Source organism: Luteibacter sp. KNZ12-1A (genome assembly GCF_056755675.1).
In genome coordinates, this window is sequence record NZ_JBPGXU010000018.1 from 23,462 (window position 1) to 44,638 (window position 21,177).

Consider the following 21,177-nt stretch of genomic DNA (forward strand, 5'->3'; position numbering starts at 1 on the left):
CGTCGCGGTCGCTTGTTGCACCGCGAGAGGCCCCGTCATGCCCCCGGCGCTACACTCGACCCCATGCTCAAGATCGATACCCACGCGCACATCCTGCCCCGTGACTGGCCCGATCTGGCGGCCCGCCACGGCGACGACCGCTTTCCGGTGATGACCCATTCCGGCGGTCACCACCGGATCTACAAGGACGGCAAGTTCTTCCGCGAGGTATGGGACTCGGCCTTCGACCCGGGGCATCGTATCGCCGACTACGCACGCTTCGGCGTCGGCGTGCAGGTCGTCTCCACCGTACCGGTGATGTTCTGCTACTGGGCCAAGGGCCACCAGGCCCTGGAGTTGCACACACACCTCAACGATGCCATGGCCGCCGTGTGCGAAGCACACCCGCGCCACTACGCCGGCATCGGCACGGTGCCCTTGCAGTCGCCCGCCCTGGCCATCCGCGAACTGGAACGCTGCATCGACGAACTCGGCTTGCAGGGCGTGCAGATCGGTTCGCATTGCAACGCGTGGAACCTCGATGCGCCGGAGCTGTTCCCCTTCTTCGAAGCCGCCGCCGACCTCGGCGCGGCGATCCTGGTCCATCCCTGGGACATGATGGGCACCGACTCCATGCCCAAGTATTGGCTGCCGTGGCTCGTCGGCATGCCCGCCGAGCAATCGCGCGCGGCCTGCGCGTTGATTTTCGGCGGCGTGCTGGAACGGCTGCCCGAGCTGAAGATCATGCTCGCCCACGGCGGTGGCAGCTTTCCCTACTCCATCGGCCGCATCGAACACGGGTTCCGCATGCGTCCGGACCTCGTCGCCACCGACAACGCGCGGAACCCGCGCGAGTACATGTCGCGCCTTTACTTCGACTCCTGTGTGCACGACGCCGCCGCGCTGCGCTACCTGCTGGAAACCGCGGGCACGGACCGGGTGATGCTCGGCACGGACTATCCCTTCCCGCTGGGCGAGCAGGAACCCGGCAGCGGGATCGAGGCCCTCGGCCTCGACGACACCGCGCGAGCCCGCCTGTTCCACGGCACCGCCCTGGAATGGCTCGGCGTGCCCAAGACGCGTTTCCAGGCGGTAGCCGCCGTGGCGTGACCGGGAGCACAGCGCCTGCGCCATGCGCCGACGGCCGCTGTGCAAGAATGCGGCTGGTAACGCGGCAGCGCCGCCATCTCCAGGGACCCCTCATCGTGAACCGCCCTTTGCGTGCCCTCCTGATCGCCTCCGTCCTGGCGAGCCCCGCCCTCTACGCGGCCGATGTCTCCATGGCGGGCGGGGATATCCGCTTCGCGGTACCCGACCATTGGGTCCCGATCATGCAGTCCGAGGGCGAGAAGGAAACCCAGGTGTTCCAGGTACCCGGTTCCAGCGCCGCCGACGCGACCCTGGCCCGCGTCTCGATCGCGGTGCAGAAGGTACCCAACCTCAACGGCTTCCAGCAGTTCGCCGGCAACCTGCGCAGCCATGCCACGGCCTTGCCCGAATACGCGCCGGGCAAAGCGAATTCACCGACCGAGAACGTCTACACGGCGAAGGAAGGATCGGTGAAGCTCGACTATTTCGAGCGCTATTTCTACAGCAAGGGCTACGCGATCCAGTTGCGCTGCGTCCGTCCTGCCGGCGACGCGAAATTCAGCGCGGCGTTCGACAAGGGTTGCGCCGACGTGGCCGCCCACATGCCTTCCTGATCCCTGGACTTATCGTTCATGACTGCTTTCGAAGCGACGCGCGCGTGGGCCGAAGCCCAGGACGCCGCCGATCCGCTGCGCGACTTCCGCGGAGAATTCCACATTCCGTCCCACGATGGACGCGACACGCTGTACTTCTGTGGCAATTCGCTCGGCCTGCAACCGAAGGGCGTGCGCGCCGCGATCGAGGCGGAACTCGCGGACTGGTCCGAGCTTGCGGTGGAAGCCCATTTCCGCGGGCGCTCGCCGTGGATGCACTACCACGAGTATGTGCGCGAGACGATGGCCGACGTCGTGGGTGCGCAACCGCATGAAGTCGTGGCGATGAACACCCTGGGGGTGAACCTGCACCTCATGATGGTCAGTTTCTACCGCCCCACGGCGGAGCGGCCGGCGATCCTGATGGAAGCCGGGGCCTTCCCCACCGACCGTTACGCCCTGGAGTCCCAGGTACGTTTCCATGGTTTCGATCCGTCCGCCGACCTGATCGAAATCCAGCCCGACGGCGCCGGCGGCACGCTATCCATGGCGGCGATCGAGCGCGCCATCGCCGAGCACGGCCATCGCGTGGCCCTGATCGTGTTGCCGGGCGTGCAGTATCGTACCGGCCAGGTTTTCGATCTCGCATCGATCGTGCGCCTCGGCCACGCGCGAGGTTGCGTCGTCGGCTTCGACCTCGCTCATGCCGTGGGGAACCTGCCGCTGGCATTGCACGACAGCGGCGCGGACTTCGCCATATGGTGCACGTACAAATACCTCAATGCGGGCCCTGGCGCGGTCGCCGGCTGTTTCGTCCATGATCGGCACGCCCATGCGGACGTGCCGCGCTTCGCGGGCTGGTGGGGCCACGACAAACACACGCGCTTCAAGATGGGCCCGCAATTCGTCCCCACGCCGGGCGCGGACGGTTGGCAGATCTCCAATCCGCCCATCCTGGCGCTCGCGCCGTTGCGTGCCTCGCTGGATGTATTCCGTCGCGCGGGCATGCCGCGCCTCGTCGAAAAAAGCCGCCGGCTCACCGCCTACCTCGACTGGCTGATCCGCGCACGCCTCGACGATGCGCTGGACATCGTCACTCCCAACGACCCGGCGCGGCGCGGTGCGCAATTGTCGGTGCGCGTGCGCGCCGGGCGCGACGCGGGACGCGCATTGTTCGAATACCTGGAAGGACAAGGCGTCATCGGCGACTGGCGCGAACCGGACGTGATACGCCTCTCGCCCACGCCGCTCTACAACCGCTACTCGGATTGCCTGGGCGCCGTCGAAGCCATCGAAGCATGGCGCTCGCAGGCATGAGTGAAAGCGATATCTATCCCTCGCCCTACAGCGAACGCGGCAGCGGATTCGCGGCGCAGGGCGTCACGCACTGGCTGCGTGTCGTGCCCGGGCGGGTGCTGCTGGGACTGAAGGCAGGCGGCTTTCCCGTCGCCCTGCCCGCGCGCCCCGCGAGCCTCAGCCATCCCGGCATCCAGGCGAAGGCCAATGGCTACGAGACCGCCATCGACGATGTCAGCAGCCAATGGCTGCGCGAAAACCCGGACGTGTGCGATCGCTATGTGGCCGCGCTTCGTGAGGTCCTGAAGCAGCCTCGCGTGCGGCTGGACGGCTATGCCACGCATGCCATCTTCATGGGCTCGGTGGAACTGTTCGCGGGCCCGCGCCTCGACCGCGTCAACCTGGAGCTGGACGATGAGGACGGCTCGTTTCCGCGCGCCCTCGAACTGCTGCGCGACGCTCCGCGCGATACACGCACGGCGTTCGCCATGCCGTTGGAACCCGGCATGGGCAGTTTCGAAGATCCCTTGTTCCTCGCGGGGGAACAGGCATGGATCGATGGCGAGCGCGTGCTGATCGAATACACGCCCGATGAAGGTGGACGTGCGGAGACGGTCGCGCTGAACCGGAATGCGCTGGCGGATGCCATCGAACGCGCGTGGTACGCGATGATGGATGTCTCGGAACGTATCCGTGCGGAGCTTGGGCGGCCGGCTTAACCGCCCTCCCTGGCTGGTCCGGGCGGATGCCGCACCTGCCCTTCCCCACGCACCACGAAGCGCTCGACCGTGAGCGATTCGGCGCCCATCGGGCCATAGGCATGCAAGCGCGTGGTCGAGATGCCGATCTCGGTGCCGAGGCCAAGCTCGCCCCCGTCGCTGAAGCGCGACGAGGCGTTGACCATGACGACCGCCGAACGGAGTGAATGCACGAAGTGCTCGGCGGTTGCTCCATTCCGCGTCGCGATCACTTCCGTGTGATCGGAGCCGTATCGGCGGATGTGCGCGATCGCCTCGTCGACGTCATCGATGACACGGACCGCGATAATCAGGTCGAGGAATTCGGCGGCGTAGTCGTCTTCAGTCGCGGTGGCGACATCGGCCACCACGGCGCGGACACGGTCGTCGCCGCGTACTTCGACCCCCTGTTCACGCAAGCGCGCGATAGCCCGCGGCAGGAACGAGGCGGCGACATCGCGATGAACCAGCATCGTTTCCAGCGCGTTGCATACGCCGGGCCGGGTCGTCTTGCCATCCATGAGCAAGCGCAACGCAAGGTCCTTGTCGGCATCCACGTCGACGTAGAGATGGCAGACACCCTTGTAGTGCTTGATGACGGGCACGCGGGCATGTTCGGCAACGAAGCGGATCAGCCCCTCGCCGCCACGCGGGATGGCCAGGTCGACGATATCGGTGAGCTGGAGGAGTTCCACCATCGTTTCGCGACGGGGATCCTCCAGGAGCGTCAATGCGGCCTCGGGCACGCCCTCTTCCCGCAACGCCCGGCACAGGGCCCGGGCGATGGCGACATTCGAATGCATCGCATCCGATCCGCCACGCAGGATCACCGCATTGCCCGCCATGAGGCACAGGGCGGCGGCATCGGCGGTGACGTTGGGACGGGCTTCGTAGATCATGGCGATCACACCCAGCGGGATACGTTCGCGCTCGACGACGATGCCGTTGGGCCGCGTTTCGCGACGGGTGATCACGCCGACGGGGTCGGGCAACGTGGCCACCTCGCGGATGGCGCCGACGATGGCGTCGACACGCCCTTCGTCCAGGCGCAGGCGGTCGAGCATCGCGCCGCTCGTCGCGTTCGCCACCGCCGCGTCCATGTCGCGTCGATTCGCCGCGATGACGAGGGCCGCATCGGTAGCCAATGCATCGGCCATCCGGTGAAGCAGGCGCCGCTTCGCCGCCGTATCCAGGCCAGCCACCACGGAGGCGGCGTCCCGGCAGGCGATCGCACGTTCACGCAGGGAAGATGGCATGGCGACCTCGCTCATTCGGGAAGGACCACGAGATCGTCGCGGTGCACGACGCTCTCGCCGTAACTGTAGCCGAGCACGCCGTCGATCTCCCGCGTATGGCGCCGGGCGATGCGGCGGACGTCGCCGGCGGCATATTGCGAGACGCCTCGTGCGAATACGGCGTGGCCGTCGCCGATCTCGACGACATCGCCTCGCGCGAACTCGCCTTCGGCACCGATGACACCGCCCGGCAACAACGACGCACCACGCGATCGAAGTGCGTCCGCGGCACCGTCATCCACGACGATGCGGCCTCCAGCGGGCGTATGCCGCAGCCAGTACTTGCGCGCGGCAAGGCGGTTTCGCGGCGCGCGCAGGCGGGTTCCCGTGAGCACGCCCGACGCCAGGCGGCCCACGCAGGCGGCATCGCGACCATCGAACACGACGGTCTCGATACCGGCCGCCGCGGCCTTGATCGCCGCTTCCAGCTTCGTCCGCATGCCTCCGGTACCCGCCGCACTGCCCGCGCCACCCGCGCTGGCCAAGTGGCCGGGCGTGACCTCGGCGACATCGTCGACAGGCCGCGCGTCCGGATCGATGCGGGGATTGGCCGTGTATAGGCCGCCAATGTCCGAGGCGATGAGCAGCACGTCCGCGTCCACGAGCGCGGCGACGATGGCGGCGAGGTTGTCGTTGTCGCCTAGCTTGAGTTCATCGACGGCGACGGTATCGTTCTCGTTGATGACCGGGATCGTGCCAAGGGCGAGGAGTTCACGTAACGTCGAGCGGGCATTGAGATAACGACGGCGGTTGCGCAGGTCGTCGTGGGTGAGCAGAACCTGGGCGACGGAGTCGGTGAAGAACCCCTGCCAGAGGGCGATCAGCCGCGTCTGGCCCAGCGCGGCCAATGCCTGTCGTCCGGCCAGGCCCGCGCCGCGCTCGGGCGTGGCGAGGCCGCGTCCCGCCGCCACCGCGCCGGAGGAGACGATGACGACTTCGCGGCCGGCCTCGCGACTGCGGGCGACGAAGGCCGCCAGTGCCTCGGCATACGTACCGGTGAGCGCGCCACCCGGCGCGGTCAACAGACTGCTGCCGACCTTGAGGACGGCACGGCGCCAGGGAGGCAGCGCTTGTTCGGTGAAGCCGGTCGATCTGGTCATGATTCGCACCCTCGTTATCGCCGACAGGGTCGGCTCCCACCGAACGATGCCGGTCACCGTGCCCTGGTGGGAGCCGATGCGCCCTGGTCGAAGCCACCCTGGTCGAAGCCACCCTGGTCGCGGCAGCCTGGTGGGAGCCGACCTTGTCGGCGATGGCCGCCCTCAGCCGGCCAAGGCGGCCAATCGCGCCCGCAACATATCCAGCATCAAAGCGTTACCCGCCCCCGGCGAGGTCCTCGCTGCCAGGCTCGATTCCGGTGTGCGTCCGTCACCGGCCGAGGCCGCCGTTTCCGCCGCCGCGCGATACGCGTCGCGAAAGGGCACGCCAGCCGCCGCCTGCTCGATCGCCACGTCGGTGGCATACATCGCCGGCTCGATGGCCGCACGCATCCTGTCCGCCTTCCACTCGAAACGGGCGAGCATGTCCGGCAGCAGCTCGAGTGCGCCCAGCCCCATGGAAAAACCATGGAACAGCGAGCCCTTCGAAAGCTGCAGGTCGCGCTGGTAGCCGGAAGGCAACGACAGCAGCTGCTCGATCTCGGTGCGCGCCGCGGCCACGCTGGCGTAGCTGGCACGCAACAGTTCCACGACATCCGGATTGCGCTTGTTAGGCATGATCGAGGAGCCGGTGGTGTACTCCGCCGGCAGCTTCACGAAATCGAATTCCGCCGTGGTGAAGAGCGAGAGATCCCACGCGAGGCGACGCGTATCGAGCAGCGCGGTACCGACGGCATCGAGCGCGGCCATCTCGAATTTCCCGCGCGACAGCTGAGCATAGATCGGCGAGACCTGCATCCGTCCGAAGCCGAGGGCCGCGGTCGTATGCGCGCGGTCGAGAGCGATGTTCACCCCGTACCCCGCCGCCGTGCCAAGCGGATTGGCGTCGATCAGTTCCAGGGCCTGGCGGGCCCGCAGCGTATTGTCGATGAAGGCTTCGGCGAACGCGGCGAACCACATGCCGGTCGACGACACCACGGCCCGCTGGATATGCGTATACCCCGGCATCGGCAACGGTTCGCCGGCGGCACGGTCGAGGCAGACCTCGGCGACGCGACGGCACAGCGACTCCAGCGCCAGGAGCTTTTCCTTCAGCCACAATCGCGTGGCGACCAGGATCTGGTCGTTGCGGCTGCGCCCGGTATGCACCCGCCGCCCCGCATCGCCGAGGCGTTCGGTCAGGCGCGCCTCGATGGCCGAATGGCCATCCTCGAAACGCTCGTCGAGGACGAAGGCCCCCGCCGAAAAATCCGCCGCGAGGATATCGAGCTCCCGCAGCAGCGCATCGCGCTCCTGCATGGACACCACGCCGATGTTGGCGAGGCCTTCCACATGCGCCTTGCTCGCCGTGATGTCGTACAGGAAGAATTCGCGATCGAGCACGACGTCGTTGCCGGCGAGGAAACGCATGATGCGCGCGTCCACCTGTGTATCGGATTTCTGCCAGAGCGGTTGGGTCATGGTGGATTCCTTCCGCTTAGAGCGGGATGGCGGTCAGCTCGTCGAAACCGAGCGCGCGATTGACGTTCTGCATCGCCTGCGTGGCGGCGCCCTTGAGCAAGTTGTCCAGCGTGGCGACCACGACGACACGACGGCCGTCGGCCGAGAGGGCGAATCCACCCACGTCCAGGTGGTGCTTATGCGCCACCTGGCTCACCCACGGCGCCTCGTCCACCACGTGGACCAGCTTTTCCTTCTCGAAGCGTGCCTCGAAGCGGCGGACGATCTCTTCGCGCTTGGCCGGCTTGGCGAGGTACAGGTTGGTGGTGACCGTCAGGCCGCGGAAGTGCGGCGCCACGTGCGGCATGAATTCCACGGGCAGGCCAAGGTGGCGGCTGGCCTCCTTCTCGTGCATGTGGCCAGTGAGCGAATACGGCATCAGGTTGTCGCGCAGCTTCTCCGGATCGTTGCGGTCGGATGGCGTCGTGCCCGCCCCGGAATAGCCGGACACGCCGAACGAGACCGGTGGCGCGGCCAGCAGGTCCTTCACCGGCGCGATCGATACCTGGATCGCGGTGGCGTAGCACCCCGGATTGCTGATGCGCTTCTCGCCGCGCCAGCGATCGCGATACAACTCGGGCAGGCCGTAATACCAGCGCTCGTCGAAGCGATAGTCGGCGGAGAGGTCGACGATCACCGTCGCGACCGCGGCCTTGTCGATCGCTTCCACGTAAGGAGCGGCCTTGCCGTTGGGCAGGGCCAGGATCACCACGTCGGCCGCCGCCGCGGCGACGGCGGCGGGATCGAGGTTGCCATAGGTGAGTTCGCCCTCGTAGGCATCGCTATGATCGGCCAGGCGCTGGCCGTCCAGTTCGCGCGAGGACACGAAAGCCAGTTCCAGGCCCGGATGGCTGGCGATGAGCTTGATCAGTTCCGCGCCCGTATGACCGCGTGCGCCGACGATGCCGATGGTCTTCTTGGCCATGAGCGTTCAGTCCTGCAGGGTGGGTTCGCGCGTGGCGCAATGCGCGACGCAACGTTCGATGTCGGCGAAATTGTCCAGGCCGTACCAGAAGACCTTCCAACGGGCCTGCTTGAAGCAGCCGTCCGACTCCGCGTAATAGAAATGGTTGATCACGTTGCCGTGACGCGACCGCCAGAACAGCCGGGGATTCTCGTCCCGCATCACCTGCCATACGGCGCGCCCGAGACCTTCGCCCTGGGCTTCATCGAGCACCGCGAACTTGTCCAGGTAGGCGAACCCTTCCTCCGCGGTCAGCACCATCGCCGCCCGGTAGTTTTCCGAGACATAGAGACGGTAGAGGTCGGTACGCTCGAAGTAGTCGTCCACGAGGGTACGGCCGAAGCTCGATTCGATCAGCTGCCGCATGCGGGCCAGGTCGACGCCCTCCCACGACTCGAAACGGAGCACGCGTTCGCCACGGCGCACGAGCGTGCCGGAACCCTTGTGCGTGAACAGTTCCTTGGCCAGTTCCGCCGGCCTAGTGATCGAGACCGACGAGGTCAGCGGCAGGTCGTCGAGGAGGTCCTTGATCTGTTCGATCTTCAGGCGCATGCCCGAGTGCAGCCACGGCTGCTGGATCAGCTGCTCGTATTCGGTCGAGAGGTTGATCGAATCGATGACGTTGCCGTCGCCGTCGAGCAAGCCGCCCGTGCCGGTCAGGAATACGATCTTGTACGGCTGCAGCACGCGGACCAGCTCGTTCGCGGCGAAGTCGGCGTTGATGTTGAGGATCTGCCCCGAATCGGTCTCGCCCAGGCTGGCGATCACCGGGATCGAACCCGCACGCAGGCTGGCCTCGATGGGAGCCAGGTTGATGGCGCGCACGCGGCCCACGAGGCCGAAGGTCGCCTGGTCCATGAAGTCCGCCGTGAACACGCCGGAGGGCACGGAGGTGGCGCGTGTATCGGCTTCCTGCAGTGCTTCCACCAGGCGCAGGTTCTGCGCCTGGAACACGCGACGGACGATCGCCAGTGCTTCCGGCGAGGTCACCCGCAGGCCGTTGACGGTTTTCTTCTCGATGCCGGCCGCGGAGAGTTCCTCGTCGAGTTGCGGACCGGCGCCATGCAACACGATGGGCGTGAGGCCCACCTGCTGCAGGAACGACAGCGACGAGGTGAGGTCGGGCAGTTCGTCGCGCAGCACCGCGCCACCGACCTTCACCACGGCGAACCGCGCGGCGTCCAGCTGCGAGAAGCGCTTCAGGTATTGCTGTATCTCGCGTGCGCTACCCATGGAGGACAGCAGGCGCACGATGGTTCTGCGGGTATGTTTATTAGAGTCCACTGTCCACGATCCGATGGATGGTCTGGGCGTAATGAGCCAGCTGGTCGAGCGCGACCCACTCGTCGGCGCTATGCGCCTGCGCGATATCGCCGGGGCCATAGACGAAGGAGGTGTAGCCGGCCTTCGAGAACAGCGCGGATTCGGTCCAGAAATCGACCGCGTTGCCGACAGGGATACCCAGTTCATCGGCGAGGTCGCGGGCGGCCAGGCGGCGCGCCTCGGCCGTCGCGGTGTCGCCCGCCGGCAACGAATCGCCACGGAACGTCTCGCCGTACTCGACAGGATGCGGCTCGACGAGGGTGCGGAAGGCTTCAAGCAGGTGGTCGGCATCCATCGACGGCAACGGACGGAAGCCGAAACGGACATCCGCCGTCGGCGCGATCACGTTGGCCTTGATGCCGCCCTCGACCTTGCCGATATTGAAACGCAGGCCGGTGAGGCCGCCGAAGCGTTCGTGCGATTGCGCCTGCACGTGGTCGAGCGCGGCGGCTCCCCAGCGGATCGCCTGGTGCAGCGCGCTGTCCGAGGGCTTCTGCTCGCCGGAGGCGTGGCCCGCCCTGCCCTGGAACCGCATCTGCACGGAATGGATGCCCCGATGCGCCAGCACGGCCTCGCCCTTGGTCGGCTCCGCGACGATGATCGCCTCGTAGTCGCGCGGCGTCTTCAGGAAGCCGTCGATGCAACGCGCGTCGTTGGCTTCCTCGTCGGTCGACAACAGCAATGCCATGTCGCCCTGCGAGGCGTTGGCGACCGCGACCAGCGCGGCCGCGGCACCCTTGATGTCGCATGCGCCGAGGCCGATGGCACGGTCTTCCGTCACCCGCAGTTCGAACGGGCTGGCCGTCCAGTGCGGGGAATCGGGCACGGTGTCCAGGTGCACGTTGAACAGGTAGCGGGGCGTACCGCGCACGGCGTAGAGATTCACGGCACCGGCACCGAAATCCGTCACCCGCACGTCGAAGCCCGGAAGGTTCGCGCGCAGATAATCGAAGATCCCGTCGGTGCCGATGGTTCGTGGCGGGTTGCGCGTGTCGAAGCCGACCAGCGCGCGCAGATGGGTGAGCGTGTCCTTGAGTAGCGTATCCATGGGTACGGATCAGTTCCCGTTGGCGCGGTCGACTTCCGCCCAGAGCGTGGAGCTCATGCCGTAGAGCTTGATGAAGCCCTCGGCCTCGGCCACGCCCCAGTCGGCGGCCTGGGCATACGTCGCCTTGGCCGACTGCAGGATGTTCTTCGACTCCACCTTCACCGCGTAGACGGTGCCACCGCGGGTCTCGATGATCACCTTGCCGTCGACCTTGCGCTGGGTGGAGACGAGGAAGGCTTCGAGATCGGTCTTGACCGGATCGTTGAAGAACCCTTCGTACGCCACCTCGGTCCACTTGCGGCCGATCTCGGGCTTGAAGCGGTTCTGCTGCTTGGACAGCACCGTTTCCTCCAGCGCGCGGTGCGCGGTCAGCAACGCCGTGAGCGCGGGCGCCTCGAACACGATGCGCCCCTTCAGGCCGATGTTGGTATCGCCTGTGTACATGCTGCGGCCGACGCCATACTTCGCCAGCTCACGGTTGAGGAAACCGAGGATCTCCGGACCCGACGCCGGCTTGCCATCGAGCGACACCGCCGTGCCCTTCTCGAAACCCAGTTCGATCCGCAACGGTTCGGACGGCCATTCGGAACGCGGCGCGCACCAGCCCACGGCACCTTCGCCCGGGATCTCCCATGCGTCGATCTCGCCACCGGAGATGGTCACGCCGAGCACGTTCTCGTTGATGGTGTAGTGCTTGGTCTTGGCGCGCACTTCGAAGCCCTTGTCCTCGAGGTACTTCTGTTCGTAGGCGCGAACCTGGGTGTGCTCGCGCTGGATCTCGCGGATGGGAGCGACGATGGTGTAGTCGCCCAGCGCCTTCACGGTCAGGTCGAAGCGGACCTGGTCGTTGCCCATGCCGGTGCAACCGTGCGCGAAGAACTTCGTGCCGAGTTCGTCGCAGCGTTCGAGCGAGGCCTTCACGATGAGGTAGCGATCCGACACCAGCAACGGGTACTGGCCCTGGTAGAACTCCCCGGCCCAGATCAGCGGAGTGACGAAGCTGTCCCAGATCGCCTGGGCGGCATCCACGGTGCGGTGCGAGGCCGCGCCCAGCTCATGGGCGCGCTGCTCGATGTACTCACGCTCCTCGGACGAGACGCCGCCGGTATCGACGAACACGGTATGCACCGCATAGCCGCGCTCGATGAGGTAAGGGACGCAAAAGCTGGTGTCGAGGCCGCCCGAGAAGGCGAGGACGATATCTTTGCTGGACATGCTGGCTCCGAAGGAAAGCGATGGACGATCGGGAAAGATGAATCAGAAACCGAGGCCGGACTTCACGCCCGACGACTGTGAGATGAGCGAGGCCATGACCGCCTTCTGCACGTGCAGGCGGTTCTCGGCCTCGTCGATGGCGATGCAGGCCGGCGAGTCCATCACCGCGTCGGTCGCCTTGATGTTCCGGCGAAGTGGCAGGCAATGGCTGAAAAGACCGTTGTTGGTCAGCGCCATCTTGGCCTCGTCGACGATGAAATGCTTGTTGGCGTCGCGTATCGCCTTCTCTTCGTCCCAGCGGCCGAAGTAGGGGATGGCGCCCCAGCTCTTCGCGTAGATCACATCCGCCCCGCGATAGGCCGCCTCGATATCGTGCGACACCTGCAGCGAACCGCCGTTCTCACGTGCGTTGCTCCTGGCGAACGCCATGTATCGCTCGTCGAGGACATATTCCGGCGTCGGGCACAGCAAGGTCACGTCCATGCCCATCTTCGTCGCGATCAACAAGGCCGAATTGGCGACCGCCGTGTTCAACGGCTTCGGGTGGTAGGTCCAGGTCAGGACGTATTTCCTGTTCTGCAGGTCGCCCAGGTGCTCCCTCAGGGCCAGTGCGTGGGCCAGTTCCTGGCACGGATGGGTAATCGTCTCGAGGTTGATCACGGGCACGGTGGCGTACTGCGCGAAGGCCGCCAGCACCTTGTCCTGCCGATCCACCGACCAGTCGACGAACTTCGGGAAGGCGCGCACGCCGATGAGGTCCACGTAGCGCGAGAGCACGCGGGCCACCTCGGCGATATGTTCCTCGGTGTCGCCGTCCATCACCGATCCGACCTCGAACTCGATCGGCCACGCATCCTTGCCTGGCGAAAGCACCACCGCATGTCCGCCCAACTGAAAGGCACCCAGTTCGAAGCTCGTTCGCGTGCGCATGGACGAGTTGAAGAACATCAGCGCGATCGACTTGCCGGCCAGTTGCTGGCCCTGTGGCGAACGCTTGAACTCCGCGGCCTGCTCAAGCAGGGCGTCGAGTTCGGCGCGGCTGTAGTCCTGGGTGGAAAGGAAGTGGCGAACGGTCATGGCAATCCAGTTCGGTCGGTGGCCGCGGGGCCGTGAAGGAGAGAGGAATGAAAAACAAAAAAACCCGGCGCATGGCCGGGTTTTTAGTCGGTACGAATGAAACGCGCGCGACAGCCTACCCGGCCAGTGGTCCGATGTACGGTCGACGAGCACGCGAGGTCATTCCCGCGGCCATACGGGCGCTGGTAAGGACGATCGCGGTGTAGACGGCGTGGGTCACGGCAAGGTCTGGAAAGGTGGAACCGCGATCATGCCGGGATTTGGTGCGGCGCGCAACACGCCCGGTTCTCCCTGGCGGGAGAGCTCAGGCGGGAGAGCTCCAGATGGGAGCCGACCTTGTCGGCGAAGGGTGCTTGCCCCACCCCGGCCCGCTGCCGCGGGATCGCCGACAAGGTCGGCTCCCACCGGTACCCAAGGATTCCCACCGGAATCAAAAGGCCCCTACCAAAACCGGGAACCAAAAAAGGCCGCGATCGCTCGCGGCCTTTCTTGTTTAGAGGCGGGACGGAGGTCAGTCCGCCGGCGCCACGCTCACGCGGACACGCAGGCGCTCGCCCGGATCGTAGTTCAGGCGGGAGACGTAGACCTCCCCGCGATAGCGGTATTCGACGTCGTAGCCGGCGATGCGGCGCTGCTCGGACACCGAGCTGACATCACGGCAACGCGTTTCGGTGCTTTCGTAGGTGCGGTCGCCATTGCGGGCTATGCCGTTGCCGACCGCGCCGCCGGCGACGGCACCGACCACCGTGGCGGCCTTGCGGCCGTCACCCTTGCCGACGGTGTTGCCGAGCACGCCACCCACGACGGCGCCGAGGATGGTGCCTGCCGTGCTGTTGCCGCTGGATTCACGGCGGACGACGGGCTGGTCGTAGCACTCCTGACGCGGGGTCTCGATGCGGGCCACGCCGTACACCGGGTCGACGCGCAGGACGTCCGCCCAGCCGTAATGGGTATTGTCGTCCGGGCCCGCGGAGGGGCCGGGGCCCGGAGGACCGGGAACGTAGCGACCGTCCTGGGCACTGACGCCGGTGGCGAACAGGGCGAGAATGAGCGCGGGGATGAGCAGGCGAGACATTTAGGAAAACCTCCAGCCAGGCGCACGAATGGCGCCTACTGGCTAGCATTTCAGCAAGTTCACGCTGAATCCACGCTTAGAACCGGCGGGCGAAATCATGACGTCCCGTGTCAACCGATTCCGGCCCCGCGCGTGCGTCCCCTCCGGGTGGGCTTGCTATCATCTCCGGATGGCCCGCACGCCGCTCCCGTCCACGGATTCCCGATGCCGATTTCGCTCTACAACACCTTGTCACGCCGCATGGAGGCGTTCACCCCCCTCGATCCGCAGCGGGTGACGATGTACGTGTGCGGGCCCACGGTCTACAACTACATCCACATCGGCAACGCCCGGCCACCGGTCGTCTTCGACGTGCTGGCCCGCCTGATCCGCCGGCATTACCCGAACCTGGTCTACGCCCGGAACATCACCGACGTGGACGACAAGATCAATGCCGCCGCGGCCGCCGCCGGGGTGCCGATCGCGACGATCACCGATCGTTACACCCAGGCCTACCGCGACGACATGGCCCGCCTCGGCGTCGCTCCGCCCGATGTCGAGCCGCACGCCACCGCGCACATCCCGCAGATCGTGACGATGATCGAGCGCCTGATCGCCAGCGGCCACGCGTACGAGGCCGAAGGCCATGTGCTGTTCCACGTCGAGTCGTTTCCCGCCTATGGCGCCCTGTCGGGGCGCGACCCGGAAGAACTGCTGGCCGGCGCGCGCGTCGAGGTGGCGCCGTACAAGAAGAGTCCGGGCGACTTCGTGCTGTGGAAACCCTCGGACGCGAGCCTCCCCGGCTGGGACAGCCCCTGGGGCCGCGGCCGCCCGGGTTGGCACATCGAGTGCTCCGCCATGAGCGAGGCCCACCTCGGCGAGACGATCGATATCCATGCCGGTGGCGTGGACCTCACCTTCCCGCACCACGAGAACGAGATCGCCCAGAGCGTCTGCGCGCATGGCGGCAAGACCTTCGCCCGGTACTGGCTGCACAACGGCATGCTCACGTTCGAGGGCCGGAAGATGTCCAAGTCGCTGGGCAACGTGCTCCAGTTGCACGAGCTGCTCGGCAAGCACCCTGCGGAGGCGCTGCGCCTCATGCTCCTGCGCGGCCATTACCGCCAGCCGCTGGACTGGTCCGAAGCCGCGATGACCCAATCCGTACGTACGCTCGACGGCTGGTACGGCGTCCTGCGCGACATGGCCGACGTGGACGCCGGCGAGGCGGTCGTGCCCGAGTCCGTCGAAAGCACGCTCTGCGACGACCTGAACACGCCCCAGGCGCTGGCCGAGATATCGCAGCTGGCCGATGCGGCCCGCCGCGCCACCGGCGCGGCACGCGGTCCGGCCAAGGCCGCGCTGCTGGGCGGCGCCGCCCTGCTCGGCCTGCTGCAGCAGGAGCCGGAAGCCTGGTTCCGCCAGGGCAACCCGGGCGAGGCTGTCGACGCGGCCGCCATCGAGGCGCTGCTCGAGGAGCGCCGCGCGGCACGCGCGGCGAAGGATTTCGCCCGCTCGGACGCCATCCGCGACCAGCTCAAGGCATGGGGCATCGCGATCGAGGACGGCGCGCAAGGCACGCGCTGGAGCGTGGTGAAGGCATGAACGAGCCGATGGAAGTCACGGCCACCGAAGCACAGGCCGCGATCGCGGAGGAATTCGCCTTCTTCGGTGACTGGACCGAGCGTTACCAGTACCTGATCGATCTCGGCCGCCAGCTACCGCCCTTCCCCGACGAGCGGAAGACCGAGGAAAACCGCGTGCACGGCTGCCAGTCGATGGTCTGGCTGATTCCATCGGGCGACGCATCGAGGATGCACTTCGACGCCGCCAGCGACTCCGCCATCGTCTCCGGGTTGATCGCCCTGGTGTTGAGGGTCTACTCCGGCCGTTCCGCGCGCGAGATCGTCGACACCGAGCCCTCGTTCATCCAAGAGATCGGCCTCGCCAAGCACCTTTCACCCACCCGGTCGAACGGGCTCGCGGCGATGCTCGCGAAGTTGAAGGCCTACGCGGCGGAGACGTTGGCCCGAAGCTGAGCGGACGCCGGAAAGCAAGACGGCCCCGCGATGCGGAGCCGTCTCGTGGCGCAACCACAACAGGACGGAATCAGTCGCCCATCTGCTTCTGCAGGTGTTCGCGGCGCTCCTGCGCATCGAGCGACAGCGTGGCGATCGGGCGGGCGTCGAGACGGTCCACGCCGATTTCCTCGTCGGTTTCCTCGCAGAAACCATAGCGGCCTTCCTCGATCCGGCGAAGGGCCTTGTCGATCTTGGAGATCAGCTTGCGGTAACGATCGCGCGTACGCAGTTCGAGCGAGTTCTCGGTCTCGCGCGTGGCGCGTTCGGCTTCGTCACCCACGTCACGGACTTCCTCACGGAGGTTGTCCATCGTCTGGCGCGATTCCTCGACCAGCTGTTCGCGCCAGTCCTTCAGCTTGTTGCGGAAATAGGCGAGCTGACGAGGATTCATGTACTCCTCGTCGTCGTTCGGCTTGTAACCCTTGGGCAGGTCGATGACGGTGGAAGCCGGCAGCGCATAGCGGCCGTCTTCGCGCGTGATGCCGTTGTCGGCGGTATTGGAGGCAGTGCTATTCATGCTGGATTGAGCGGACTTCTCGTTTCTGGATGAGGTGGAGCTGCCCACCGCGGACGCCGTCCGGGGTGTCGCAGTGGCAACGGCCGATGCCGTGCGCCCCTTCTCGGGCGCGGCGGCGGGGGTGGTCGGTGCGGTCTTCTTGGCCGCCGGCGTGGACACCGGAGCGGGTGCGGCCTTTACAGGCGCCGCGGATGTCTTCTTCGCGGGCGTCGCGGGCGTCTTCTTCGCCGACGCCTTGGTCACGGCGGGCGCGGCTTTCTTCGCCGGGGCGGCGGGAACGGTCTTCGCCGCCACCTTGGTGGCCACCTTCGTAGCCGGCTTCGGTGTCGCCTTGGGCGCCGCCGTCTTGGCCGTCTTCGCCGGCGCCGCCTTCGGAGGGGCTTTCGCCGGGGCTTTCTTCGCCACGGGTTTCGGTGCCGTCTTCTTGGCAGGCGCGGCTGTCTTCTTCGGGGCTGCCTTGGCGGCCGCCTTCGTCACGGACTTGACCGCGGCCTGGACGGCCTTCTTCGCCGGCGCCTTGGCCGCCTTCACCGCGGCCGTTGTCTTCCTGGTCGCCTTCACATCACCGGCCCCGCCCTTCTTGGCGGCACCCTTGGCAGCTGTGGAACTACGAGCAATTTTCGCCATTTCCTTCACCTCGGTGGCCGTGGCGGCGGGGTGTTATAGCCCAGATGCGTTACCCCAGCAACCTATCTTCTGGGATACTGTCGATTGGCCCTACGCCGGTCGACACCGGACTCACAGTGACCCGCCTCCTCTTATCCCTGCTCTCTGCGTACAAACGATGGCTGAGCCCGATGCTGGGGGCTCGATGCCGGTTCCATCCATCCTGTTCCGATTATGCACGGGTTGCCATAGCGCGCTTCGGCCCGATGCGCGGCACGACCCTGGGTGCGTGGCGCATCCTGCGCTGCCAGCCGCTTTGCGAAGGCGGCCACGACCCCGTTCCGGAACATTTCATCCTGCGCCGCTGCGGCGCCCAAGGAGCACATACCCATGACTGACGCCTGGCTCATCAAGAACGCCGAACTGGTCAACGAAGGCCGGCGTTTCACCGCCGACGTCCGCCTCCGCGATGGAAAAATCGCGACCATCGCGCAGAGTCTGGAAAAAGATCGTGACGAAGAGGTTATCGACGCCTCCGGCCTGTGGCTGCTGCCCGGCATGATCGACGACCAGGTCCACTTCCGCGAGCCCGGCCTCACCCAGAAGGCCGATATCGCCAGCGAATCCCGCGCCTGCGCCGCCGGCGGCATCACCAGCTTCATGGAAATGCCCAACACCAAGCCGCCCGCCCTGGACCGCGACTCGCTGGAGGCGAAGTACGCCCGCGCCGCGGAAACCTCCGTGGTCAACTATGCGTTCTACCTCGGCGCCAGCAACGACAACCTGGAAGCGATCCGCGCGCTCGATCCGAAGAGCGCTCCCGGCATCAAGGTCTTCATGGGCGCGTCGACGGGCAACATGCTCGTCGACAACCCGGAAACGCTCGACCACATCTTCCGCGACGCGCCCACGCCGATCATCACGCATTGCGAAGACACGCCGATGATCGACGCCAACCTGGCAAAGGCGCATGCGGTCTACGGCGAGGACATCCCGGCCCGCGAACACCCCCTGATCCGTTCGCGGGAGGCTTGCATCAAGTCCACCCGGCTGGCCATATCCCTGGCGAAGAAGCACGGCACCCGCCTGCACGTGCTGCACATCTCCACCGCCGACGAACTGGCCCTGTTCGAACCGGGCCCGATCGAAGGCAAGAAGATCACCGCCGAGACCTGCGTGCACTTCCTGCACTTCGCGGCGCCGGATTACGAGCGCCTCGGTTTCCTGATCAAGTGCAATCCGGCGATCAAGGACGAAACCGACCGTGAGGCCATCACCAAGGCGCTGGCCGAGGGCAGGCTCGACGTGCTCGCGACGGACCACGCGCCGCACCTGCTCGAGGAAAAGGCGCAGAAGTACGACAAGGCGCCGTCGGGCCTGCCACTGGTGCAGTTCGCCTTGCAGGCGGCACTGGAGCGCGTGTTCGAGGGCAAGCTCACCCTGGAGCGCGTCGTCGAGGCGGTCAGCCATGCACCGGCCAAGCTGTTCGACGTCGACAAGCGCGGTTTCCTCCGCGAAGGCTACGCGGCCGACCTCGTGCTGGTGGATCCGAAGCGCCGGCACACGGTGACGCGCGAGGAAGTCCTGTCCAAGTGCGGCTGGTCGCCGTTCGAAGGCACGACGTTCAGCAGCAGCATCGCCGCGACCTTCGTCAATGGCCAGCGCGTGTGGGATGGCCGGAACGTGGACGGCAACATCCGCGGCCAGCGTCTCGCGTTCGATCGATGAGACGATTCGCAAGCGTGTTCGCCACGCTCGTGCTTCCCGCGCTCGCGGTCGCGGCCGTCCCCGACCTGCCTGCCAGCGTCTCGCAAGGAGGCCTCGTCATCGGCCATGCGGTGCCCGGCACGCGCGTCACCGTGGCCGGCAAGCCGGTGCATGTGGGCGACGACGGCCTCTTCGTCTTCGGCGCCGGACGCGACGAACGCGGGCCTATCGTCGTCACCCTCGGAAATACGCGGCGCAGTGTCGCGGTCTCGCCGCGTGACTGGCCTGTCGAGCGCGTGAATGGCGTCCCGCCGAAAACGGTGAACCCGCCACCGGAGATCGCCGCGCGGATCGAACGCGAGCAGGCCGAGGTGGTCGCCGCGCGCGATCGCGACGATGCCCGCGAGGACTTCGCCCGGGGTTTCACCTGGCCGGTGAGCGGACGCATCAGCGGACGCTTCGGCAACCAGCGGATCTACAACGGCGATCCCAAGGCGCCGCATTCGGGCATGGATATCGCCGTGCCCGAAGGCACCCCGGTGAAAGCCCCGGCCGATGGCGTGATCACCTTCGCCAAGCCGGACCTCTACCTCACCGGCGGCACCGTGCTGCTCGACCACGGCTTCGGCCTGTCGTCGAACTTCCTGCACCTGTCGCGGATCGATGTGAAGGTCGGCGAGCGGGTGCGCCAGGGCCAGGTGATCGGCGCGGCGGGCAAGACCGGGCGTGCCACCGGTCCGCACCTGCACTGGGGTTTCAACTGGTTCGGCACGCGCCTGGACCCGCTGCTGCTGCCCGGCATCCACTGAGACGCAGCAACCGACTGATGACAGGCCTTGGTGAGGCAGGTCTTGGTGGGAGCCGACCCTGTCGGCGATGGAGGCTTGCCGTAACCTCGCCCGCTGCCGCGGGATCGCCGACAAGGTCGGCTCCCACCAGGTTGTTGTGACCTGGTCCGCGCCAGGACTGGTTAGCGGCTTCAGCGCACCTTCGAAGCGAACGCCACCGCGTCGTGCGGATGCAGGCTCTCATGATGTGCCACGCGAAGGTGGAAGTCGGCGATGTTCGGGTCGGCTTCCAGCGCTTTCTGGATACGTCGCGCGGCATCCTCGCAGAACATGAGGTTCTGTCCGTTGGCCAGCGCGAAGGCCTGTTCGTCCGCGCGCTTCACCGCCGTCTGCACCGGCGTGCCCAGCGCCGATTCCACGTTGTCGATCATGCCGATCAGCGGGAAGACGCCCTCGCCCGTGGGGCGCACGCGGATGGTGGCGGTGCTGCGTTGCGCATGTGGCGTGGCGACGATGCCCTGCTCCGTGCCCAGCCAGGCCAATATGGTCTCGCGGTCCAGTGGTTCGCCCGCCGAGAACGTCTTCGCGAAATTATCCTGGATCAGCTGGCGTGACAGCGCCGCCGAGGCCGGGCAGGTCGACGAATAGAGGACGTCCGTGGTGATCTCGATGCGGAAAGCGTCGCCGCTGAGTGTCGCGTCGATGGTGATCGGATAGGCGCGCCAGCCACTGTTTTCGCTGCGAAGCGACTTGCGGCGCACCAGGTGCTCGAAACCGATGGTGATCCGGGCGTGGTCCGAGAGGCCCTCGTGCGAGGCCAGGAACGATTCCAGGAGCGCACGGATACCGCCCACCGTGAGAGGTCCGGCCGAAAGGGCATCCGAGACCAGCAGGTAGAGCCGCGACATGTGGATGCCACGCGCTTCCGGCTTGTTGAGGTTGACGAAGGCCCCCACCCGAGCCCCCGTGGAGCGCACGTCGCCATCCCCCGCGTCGAAAGCGACGGGCATCTCCATGCCGTCCATCCCGACCCAGTCGAGCGTGCCGATGGCCAGGGCATGCTCCTGCGACGCCACGTCGGGCAGCAGGCGGGTCGGGGAATCGTGGATGTACATCGGGAAGATCCTTGGGACGTGCCGGTATGCGGCTTACCGTGCCCGACATGGGGGCCAGGAGGGTGGGCTCAATGGTCCTTGCGGGGAAACGATCCG

General features: G+C 66.6%; 19 protein-coding genes and 1 pseudogene. 9 read left to right on the forward strand and 11 right to left on the reverse strand.

The genetic code is table 11. From position 1 onward, the window contains the following. Positions 1 to 63 precede the first annotated feature (63 nt). From ACR9ZJ_RS06175 to ACR9ZJ_RS06190, 4 genes are all read left to right on the forward strand, one after another. Entirely contained in the window at positions 64 to 1,089 is a 1,026-nt protein-coding gene (locus tag ACR9ZJ_RS06175) for an amidohydrolase family protein (RefSeq protein ID WP_481280941.1), read from the forward strand. A gap of 95 nt (positions 1,090 to 1,184) precedes the next feature. Beyond that, a complete protein-coding gene (locus tag ACR9ZJ_RS06180) occupies positions 1,185 to 1,682 on the forward strand; it encodes a hypothetical protein (RefSeq protein ID WP_481280942.1) in 498 nt (165 codons plus the stop codon). An 18-nt stretch (positions 1,683 to 1,700) separates the two neighbouring features. Then, complete coding sequence (kynU, locus tag ACR9ZJ_RS06185; protein ID WP_481287189.1) at positions 1,701 to 2,978, forward strand: kynureninase; 1,278 nt, start codon at positions 1,701 to 1,703, stop codon at positions 2,976 to 2,978. Beyond that, complete coding sequence (locus ACR9ZJ_RS06190; protein WP_481287190.1) at positions 2,975 to 3,676, forward strand: hypothetical protein; 702 nt, start codon at positions 2,975 to 2,977, stop codon at positions 3,674 to 3,676. The genes kynU and ACR9ZJ_RS06190 overlap by 4 nt, the downstream gene beginning before the upstream one ends. Here the strand turns inward: ACR9ZJ_RS06190 and ACR9ZJ_RS06195 are convergent. The 9 genes from ACR9ZJ_RS06195 to ACR9ZJ_RS06235 form a co-directional block, all read right to left on the reverse strand. After that, complete coding sequence (locus tag ACR9ZJ_RS06195) at positions 3,673 to 4,950, reverse strand: glutamate-5-semialdehyde dehydrogenase (protein WP_481287191.1); 1,278 nt, start codon at positions 4,948 to 4,950, stop codon at positions 3,673 to 3,675. The genes ACR9ZJ_RS06190 and ACR9ZJ_RS06195 overlap by 4 nt on opposite strands. Before the next feature lie 11 nt (positions 4,951 to 4,961). Continuing rightward, positions 4,962 to 6,089: a glutamate 5-kinase gene (gene proB / locus ACR9ZJ_RS06200; protein ID WP_481287192.1), complete on the reverse strand. Its 1,128-nt coding sequence runs from the start codon at positions 6,087 to 6,089 to the stop codon at positions 4,962 to 4,964. Positions 6,090 to 6,251: 162 nt separating this feature from the next. Beyond that, positions 6,252 to 7,547: an argininosuccinate lyase gene (locus ACR9ZJ_RS06205; RefSeq protein ID WP_481287193.1), complete on the reverse strand. Its 1,296-nt coding sequence runs from the start codon at positions 7,545 to 7,547 to the stop codon at positions 6,252 to 6,254. 16 nt (positions 7,548 to 7,563) lie between these two features. Further along, entirely contained in the window at positions 7,564 to 8,511 is a 948-nt protein-coding gene (argC, locus tag ACR9ZJ_RS06210; protein ID WP_481280948.1) for an N-acetyl-gamma-glutamyl-phosphate reductase, read from the reverse strand. A gap of 6 nt (positions 8,512 to 8,517) precedes the next feature. Continuing rightward, the gene (locus tag ACR9ZJ_RS06215; RefSeq protein ID WP_481280949.1) at positions 8,518 to 9,834 is read right to left on the reverse strand and encodes an acetylglutamate kinase; all 1,317 of its coding nucleotides are present in this window, start codon (positions 9,832 to 9,834) and stop codon (positions 8,518 to 8,520) included. Next, on the reverse strand, positions 9,824 to 10,921 hold the full coding sequence (locus ACR9ZJ_RS06220) for an acetylornithine deacetylase (RefSeq protein WP_481280950.1): 1,098 nt from the start codon (positions 10,919 to 10,921) through the stop codon (positions 9,824 to 9,826). Before ACR9ZJ_RS06220 ends, ACR9ZJ_RS06215 begins: the two co-directional genes overlap by 11 nt. A 9-nt stretch (positions 10,922 to 10,930) precedes the next feature. Next, positions 10,931 to 12,136: an argininosuccinate synthase gene (locus ACR9ZJ_RS06225; protein ID WP_426287278.1), complete on the reverse strand. Its 1,206-nt coding sequence runs from the start codon at positions 12,134 to 12,136 to the stop codon at positions 10,931 to 10,933. A gap of 42 nt (positions 12,137 to 12,178) precedes the next feature. Further along, positions 12,179 to 13,213 carry an N-acetylornithine carbamoyltransferase gene (locus ACR9ZJ_RS06230; RefSeq protein ID WP_481280951.1) on the reverse strand — a complete coding sequence of 345 codons (1,035 nt, stop codon included), beginning with the start codon at positions 13,211 to 13,213 and terminating at the stop codon, positions 12,179 to 12,181. 511 nt (positions 13,214 to 13,724) lie between these two features. Further along, the gene (locus ACR9ZJ_RS06235) at positions 13,725 to 14,288 is read right to left on the reverse strand and encodes a glycine zipper 2TM domain-containing protein (RefSeq protein WP_306851298.1); all 564 of its coding nucleotides are present in this window, start codon (positions 14,286 to 14,288) and stop codon (positions 13,725 to 13,727) included. 204 nt (positions 14,289 to 14,492) lie between these two features. On the opposite strand from ACR9ZJ_RS06235, the gene cysS reads away from it, so the two are divergent. Both cysS and ACR9ZJ_RS06245 read left to right on the forward strand, forming a co-directional pair. Then, positions 14,493 to 15,872 carry a cysteine--tRNA ligase gene (gene cysS, locus ACR9ZJ_RS06240; protein ID WP_481280953.1) on the forward strand — a complete coding sequence of 460 codons (1,380 nt, stop codon included), beginning with the start codon at positions 14,493 to 14,495 and terminating at the stop codon, positions 15,870 to 15,872. After that, on the forward strand, positions 15,869 to 16,306 hold the full coding sequence (locus ACR9ZJ_RS06245; RefSeq protein ID WP_481287194.1) for a SufE family protein: 438 nt from the start codon (positions 15,869 to 15,871) through the stop codon (positions 16,304 to 16,306). Before cysS ends, ACR9ZJ_RS06245 begins: the two co-directional genes overlap by 4 nt. Before the next feature lie 70 nt (positions 16,307 to 16,376). Here ACR9ZJ_RS06245 and dksA read toward each other — a convergent pair whose 3' ends face one another. Further along, a complete protein-coding gene (gene dksA, locus ACR9ZJ_RS06250; RefSeq protein WP_481287195.1) occupies positions 16,377 to 17,492 on the reverse strand; it encodes an RNA polymerase-binding protein DksA in 1,116 nt (371 codons plus the stop codon). 170 nt (positions 17,493 to 17,662) lie between these two features. Between dksA and yidD the strand changes: the two genes are divergently transcribed. The 3 genes and pseudogenes from yidD to ACR9ZJ_RS06265 form a co-directional block, all read left to right on the forward strand. Further along, a complete protein-coding gene (gene yidD / locus ACR9ZJ_RS06255; protein ID WP_481287202.1) occupies positions 17,663 to 17,869 on the forward strand; it encodes a membrane protein insertion efficiency factor YidD in 207 nt (68 codons plus the stop codon). Further along, complete coding sequence (locus ACR9ZJ_RS06260) at positions 17,862 to 19,199, forward strand: dihydroorotase (protein WP_481280956.1); 1,338 nt, start codon at positions 17,862 to 17,864, stop codon at positions 19,197 to 19,199. The genes yidD and ACR9ZJ_RS06260 overlap by 8 nt, the downstream gene beginning before the upstream one ends. A gap of 38 nt (positions 19,200 to 19,237) precedes the next feature. Continuing rightward, a pseudogene (locus tag ACR9ZJ_RS06265) lies at positions 19,238 to 19,987 on the forward strand (M23 family metallopeptidase); the annotation flags it as partial. 170 nt (positions 19,988 to 20,157) lie between these two features. Here the strand turns inward: ACR9ZJ_RS06265 and folE2 are convergent. Then, positions 20,158 to 21,081, reverse strand: coding sequence for a GTP cyclohydrolase FolE2 (gene folE2, locus ACR9ZJ_RS06270; RefSeq protein ID WP_481280958.1), 924 nt, complete (start codon positions 21,079 to 21,081; stop codon positions 20,158 to 20,160). Positions 21,082 to 21,177: the final 96 nt, after the last annotated feature.

Excerpts from the sequence above, each read along its gene's own strand:
- ACR9ZJ_RS06175 (WP_481280941.1), top strand. The coding sequence starts at position 64 with ATGCTCAAGATCGATACCCACGCGCACATCCTGCCCCGTGACTGGCCC.
- kynU (WP_481287189.1), top strand. The coding sequence starts at position 1,701 with ATGACTGCTTTCGAAGCGACGCGCGCGTGGGCCGAAGCCCAGGACGCC.
- ACR9ZJ_RS06190 (WP_481287190.1), top strand. The coding sequence starts at position 2,975 with ATGAGTGAAAGCGATATCTATCCCTCGCCCTACAGCGAACGCGGCAGC.
- ACR9ZJ_RS06195 (WP_481287191.1), bottom strand. The coding sequence starts at position 4,950 with ATGCCATCTTCCCTGCGTGAACGTGCGATCGCCTGCCGGGACGCCGCC.
- proB (WP_481287192.1), bottom strand. The coding sequence starts at position 6,089 with ATGACCAGATCGACCGGCTTCACCGAACAAGCGCTGCCTCCCTGGCGC.
- ACR9ZJ_RS06205 (WP_481287193.1), bottom strand. The coding sequence starts at position 7,547 with ATGACCCAACCGCTCTGGCAGAAATCCGATACACAGGTGGACGCGCGC.
- argC (WP_481280948.1), bottom strand. The coding sequence starts at position 8,511 with ATGGCCAAGAAGACCATCGGCATCGTCGGCGCACGCGGTCATACGGGC.
- ACR9ZJ_RS06220 (WP_481280950.1), bottom strand. The coding sequence starts at position 10,921 with ATGGATACGCTACTCAAGGACACGCTCACCCATCTGCGCGCGCTGGTC.
- ACR9ZJ_RS06225 (WP_426287278.1), bottom strand. The coding sequence starts at position 12,136 with ATGTCCAGCAAAGATATCGTCCTCGCCTTCTCGGGCGGCCTCGACACC.
- ACR9ZJ_RS06230 (WP_481280951.1), bottom strand. The coding sequence starts at position 13,213 with ATGACCGTTCGCCACTTCCTTTCCACCCAGGACTACAGCCGCGCCGAA.
- ACR9ZJ_RS06235 (WP_306851298.1), bottom strand. The coding sequence starts at position 14,288 with ATGTCTCGCCTGCTCATCCCCGCGCTCATTCTCGCCCTGTTCGCCACC.
- cysS (WP_481280953.1), top strand. The coding sequence starts at position 14,493 with ATGCCGATTTCGCTCTACAACACCTTGTCACGCCGCATGGAGGCGTTC.
- ACR9ZJ_RS06245 (WP_481287194.1), top strand. The coding sequence starts at position 15,869 with ATGAACGAGCCGATGGAAGTCACGGCCACCGAAGCACAGGCCGCGATC.
- dksA (WP_481287195.1), bottom strand. The coding sequence starts at position 17,492 with ATGGCGAAAATTGCTCGTAGTTCCACAGCTGCCAAGGGTGCCGCCAAG.
- yidD (WP_481287202.1), top strand. The coding sequence starts at position 17,663 with ATGCTGGGGGCTCGATGCCGGTTCCATCCATCCTGTTCCGATTATGCA.
- ACR9ZJ_RS06260 (WP_481280956.1), top strand. The coding sequence starts at position 17,862 with ATGACTGACGCCTGGCTCATCAAGAACGCCGAACTGGTCAACGAAGGC.
- folE2 (WP_481280958.1), bottom strand. The coding sequence starts at position 21,081 with ATGTACATCCACGATTCCCCGACCCGCCTGCTGCCCGACGTGGCGTCG.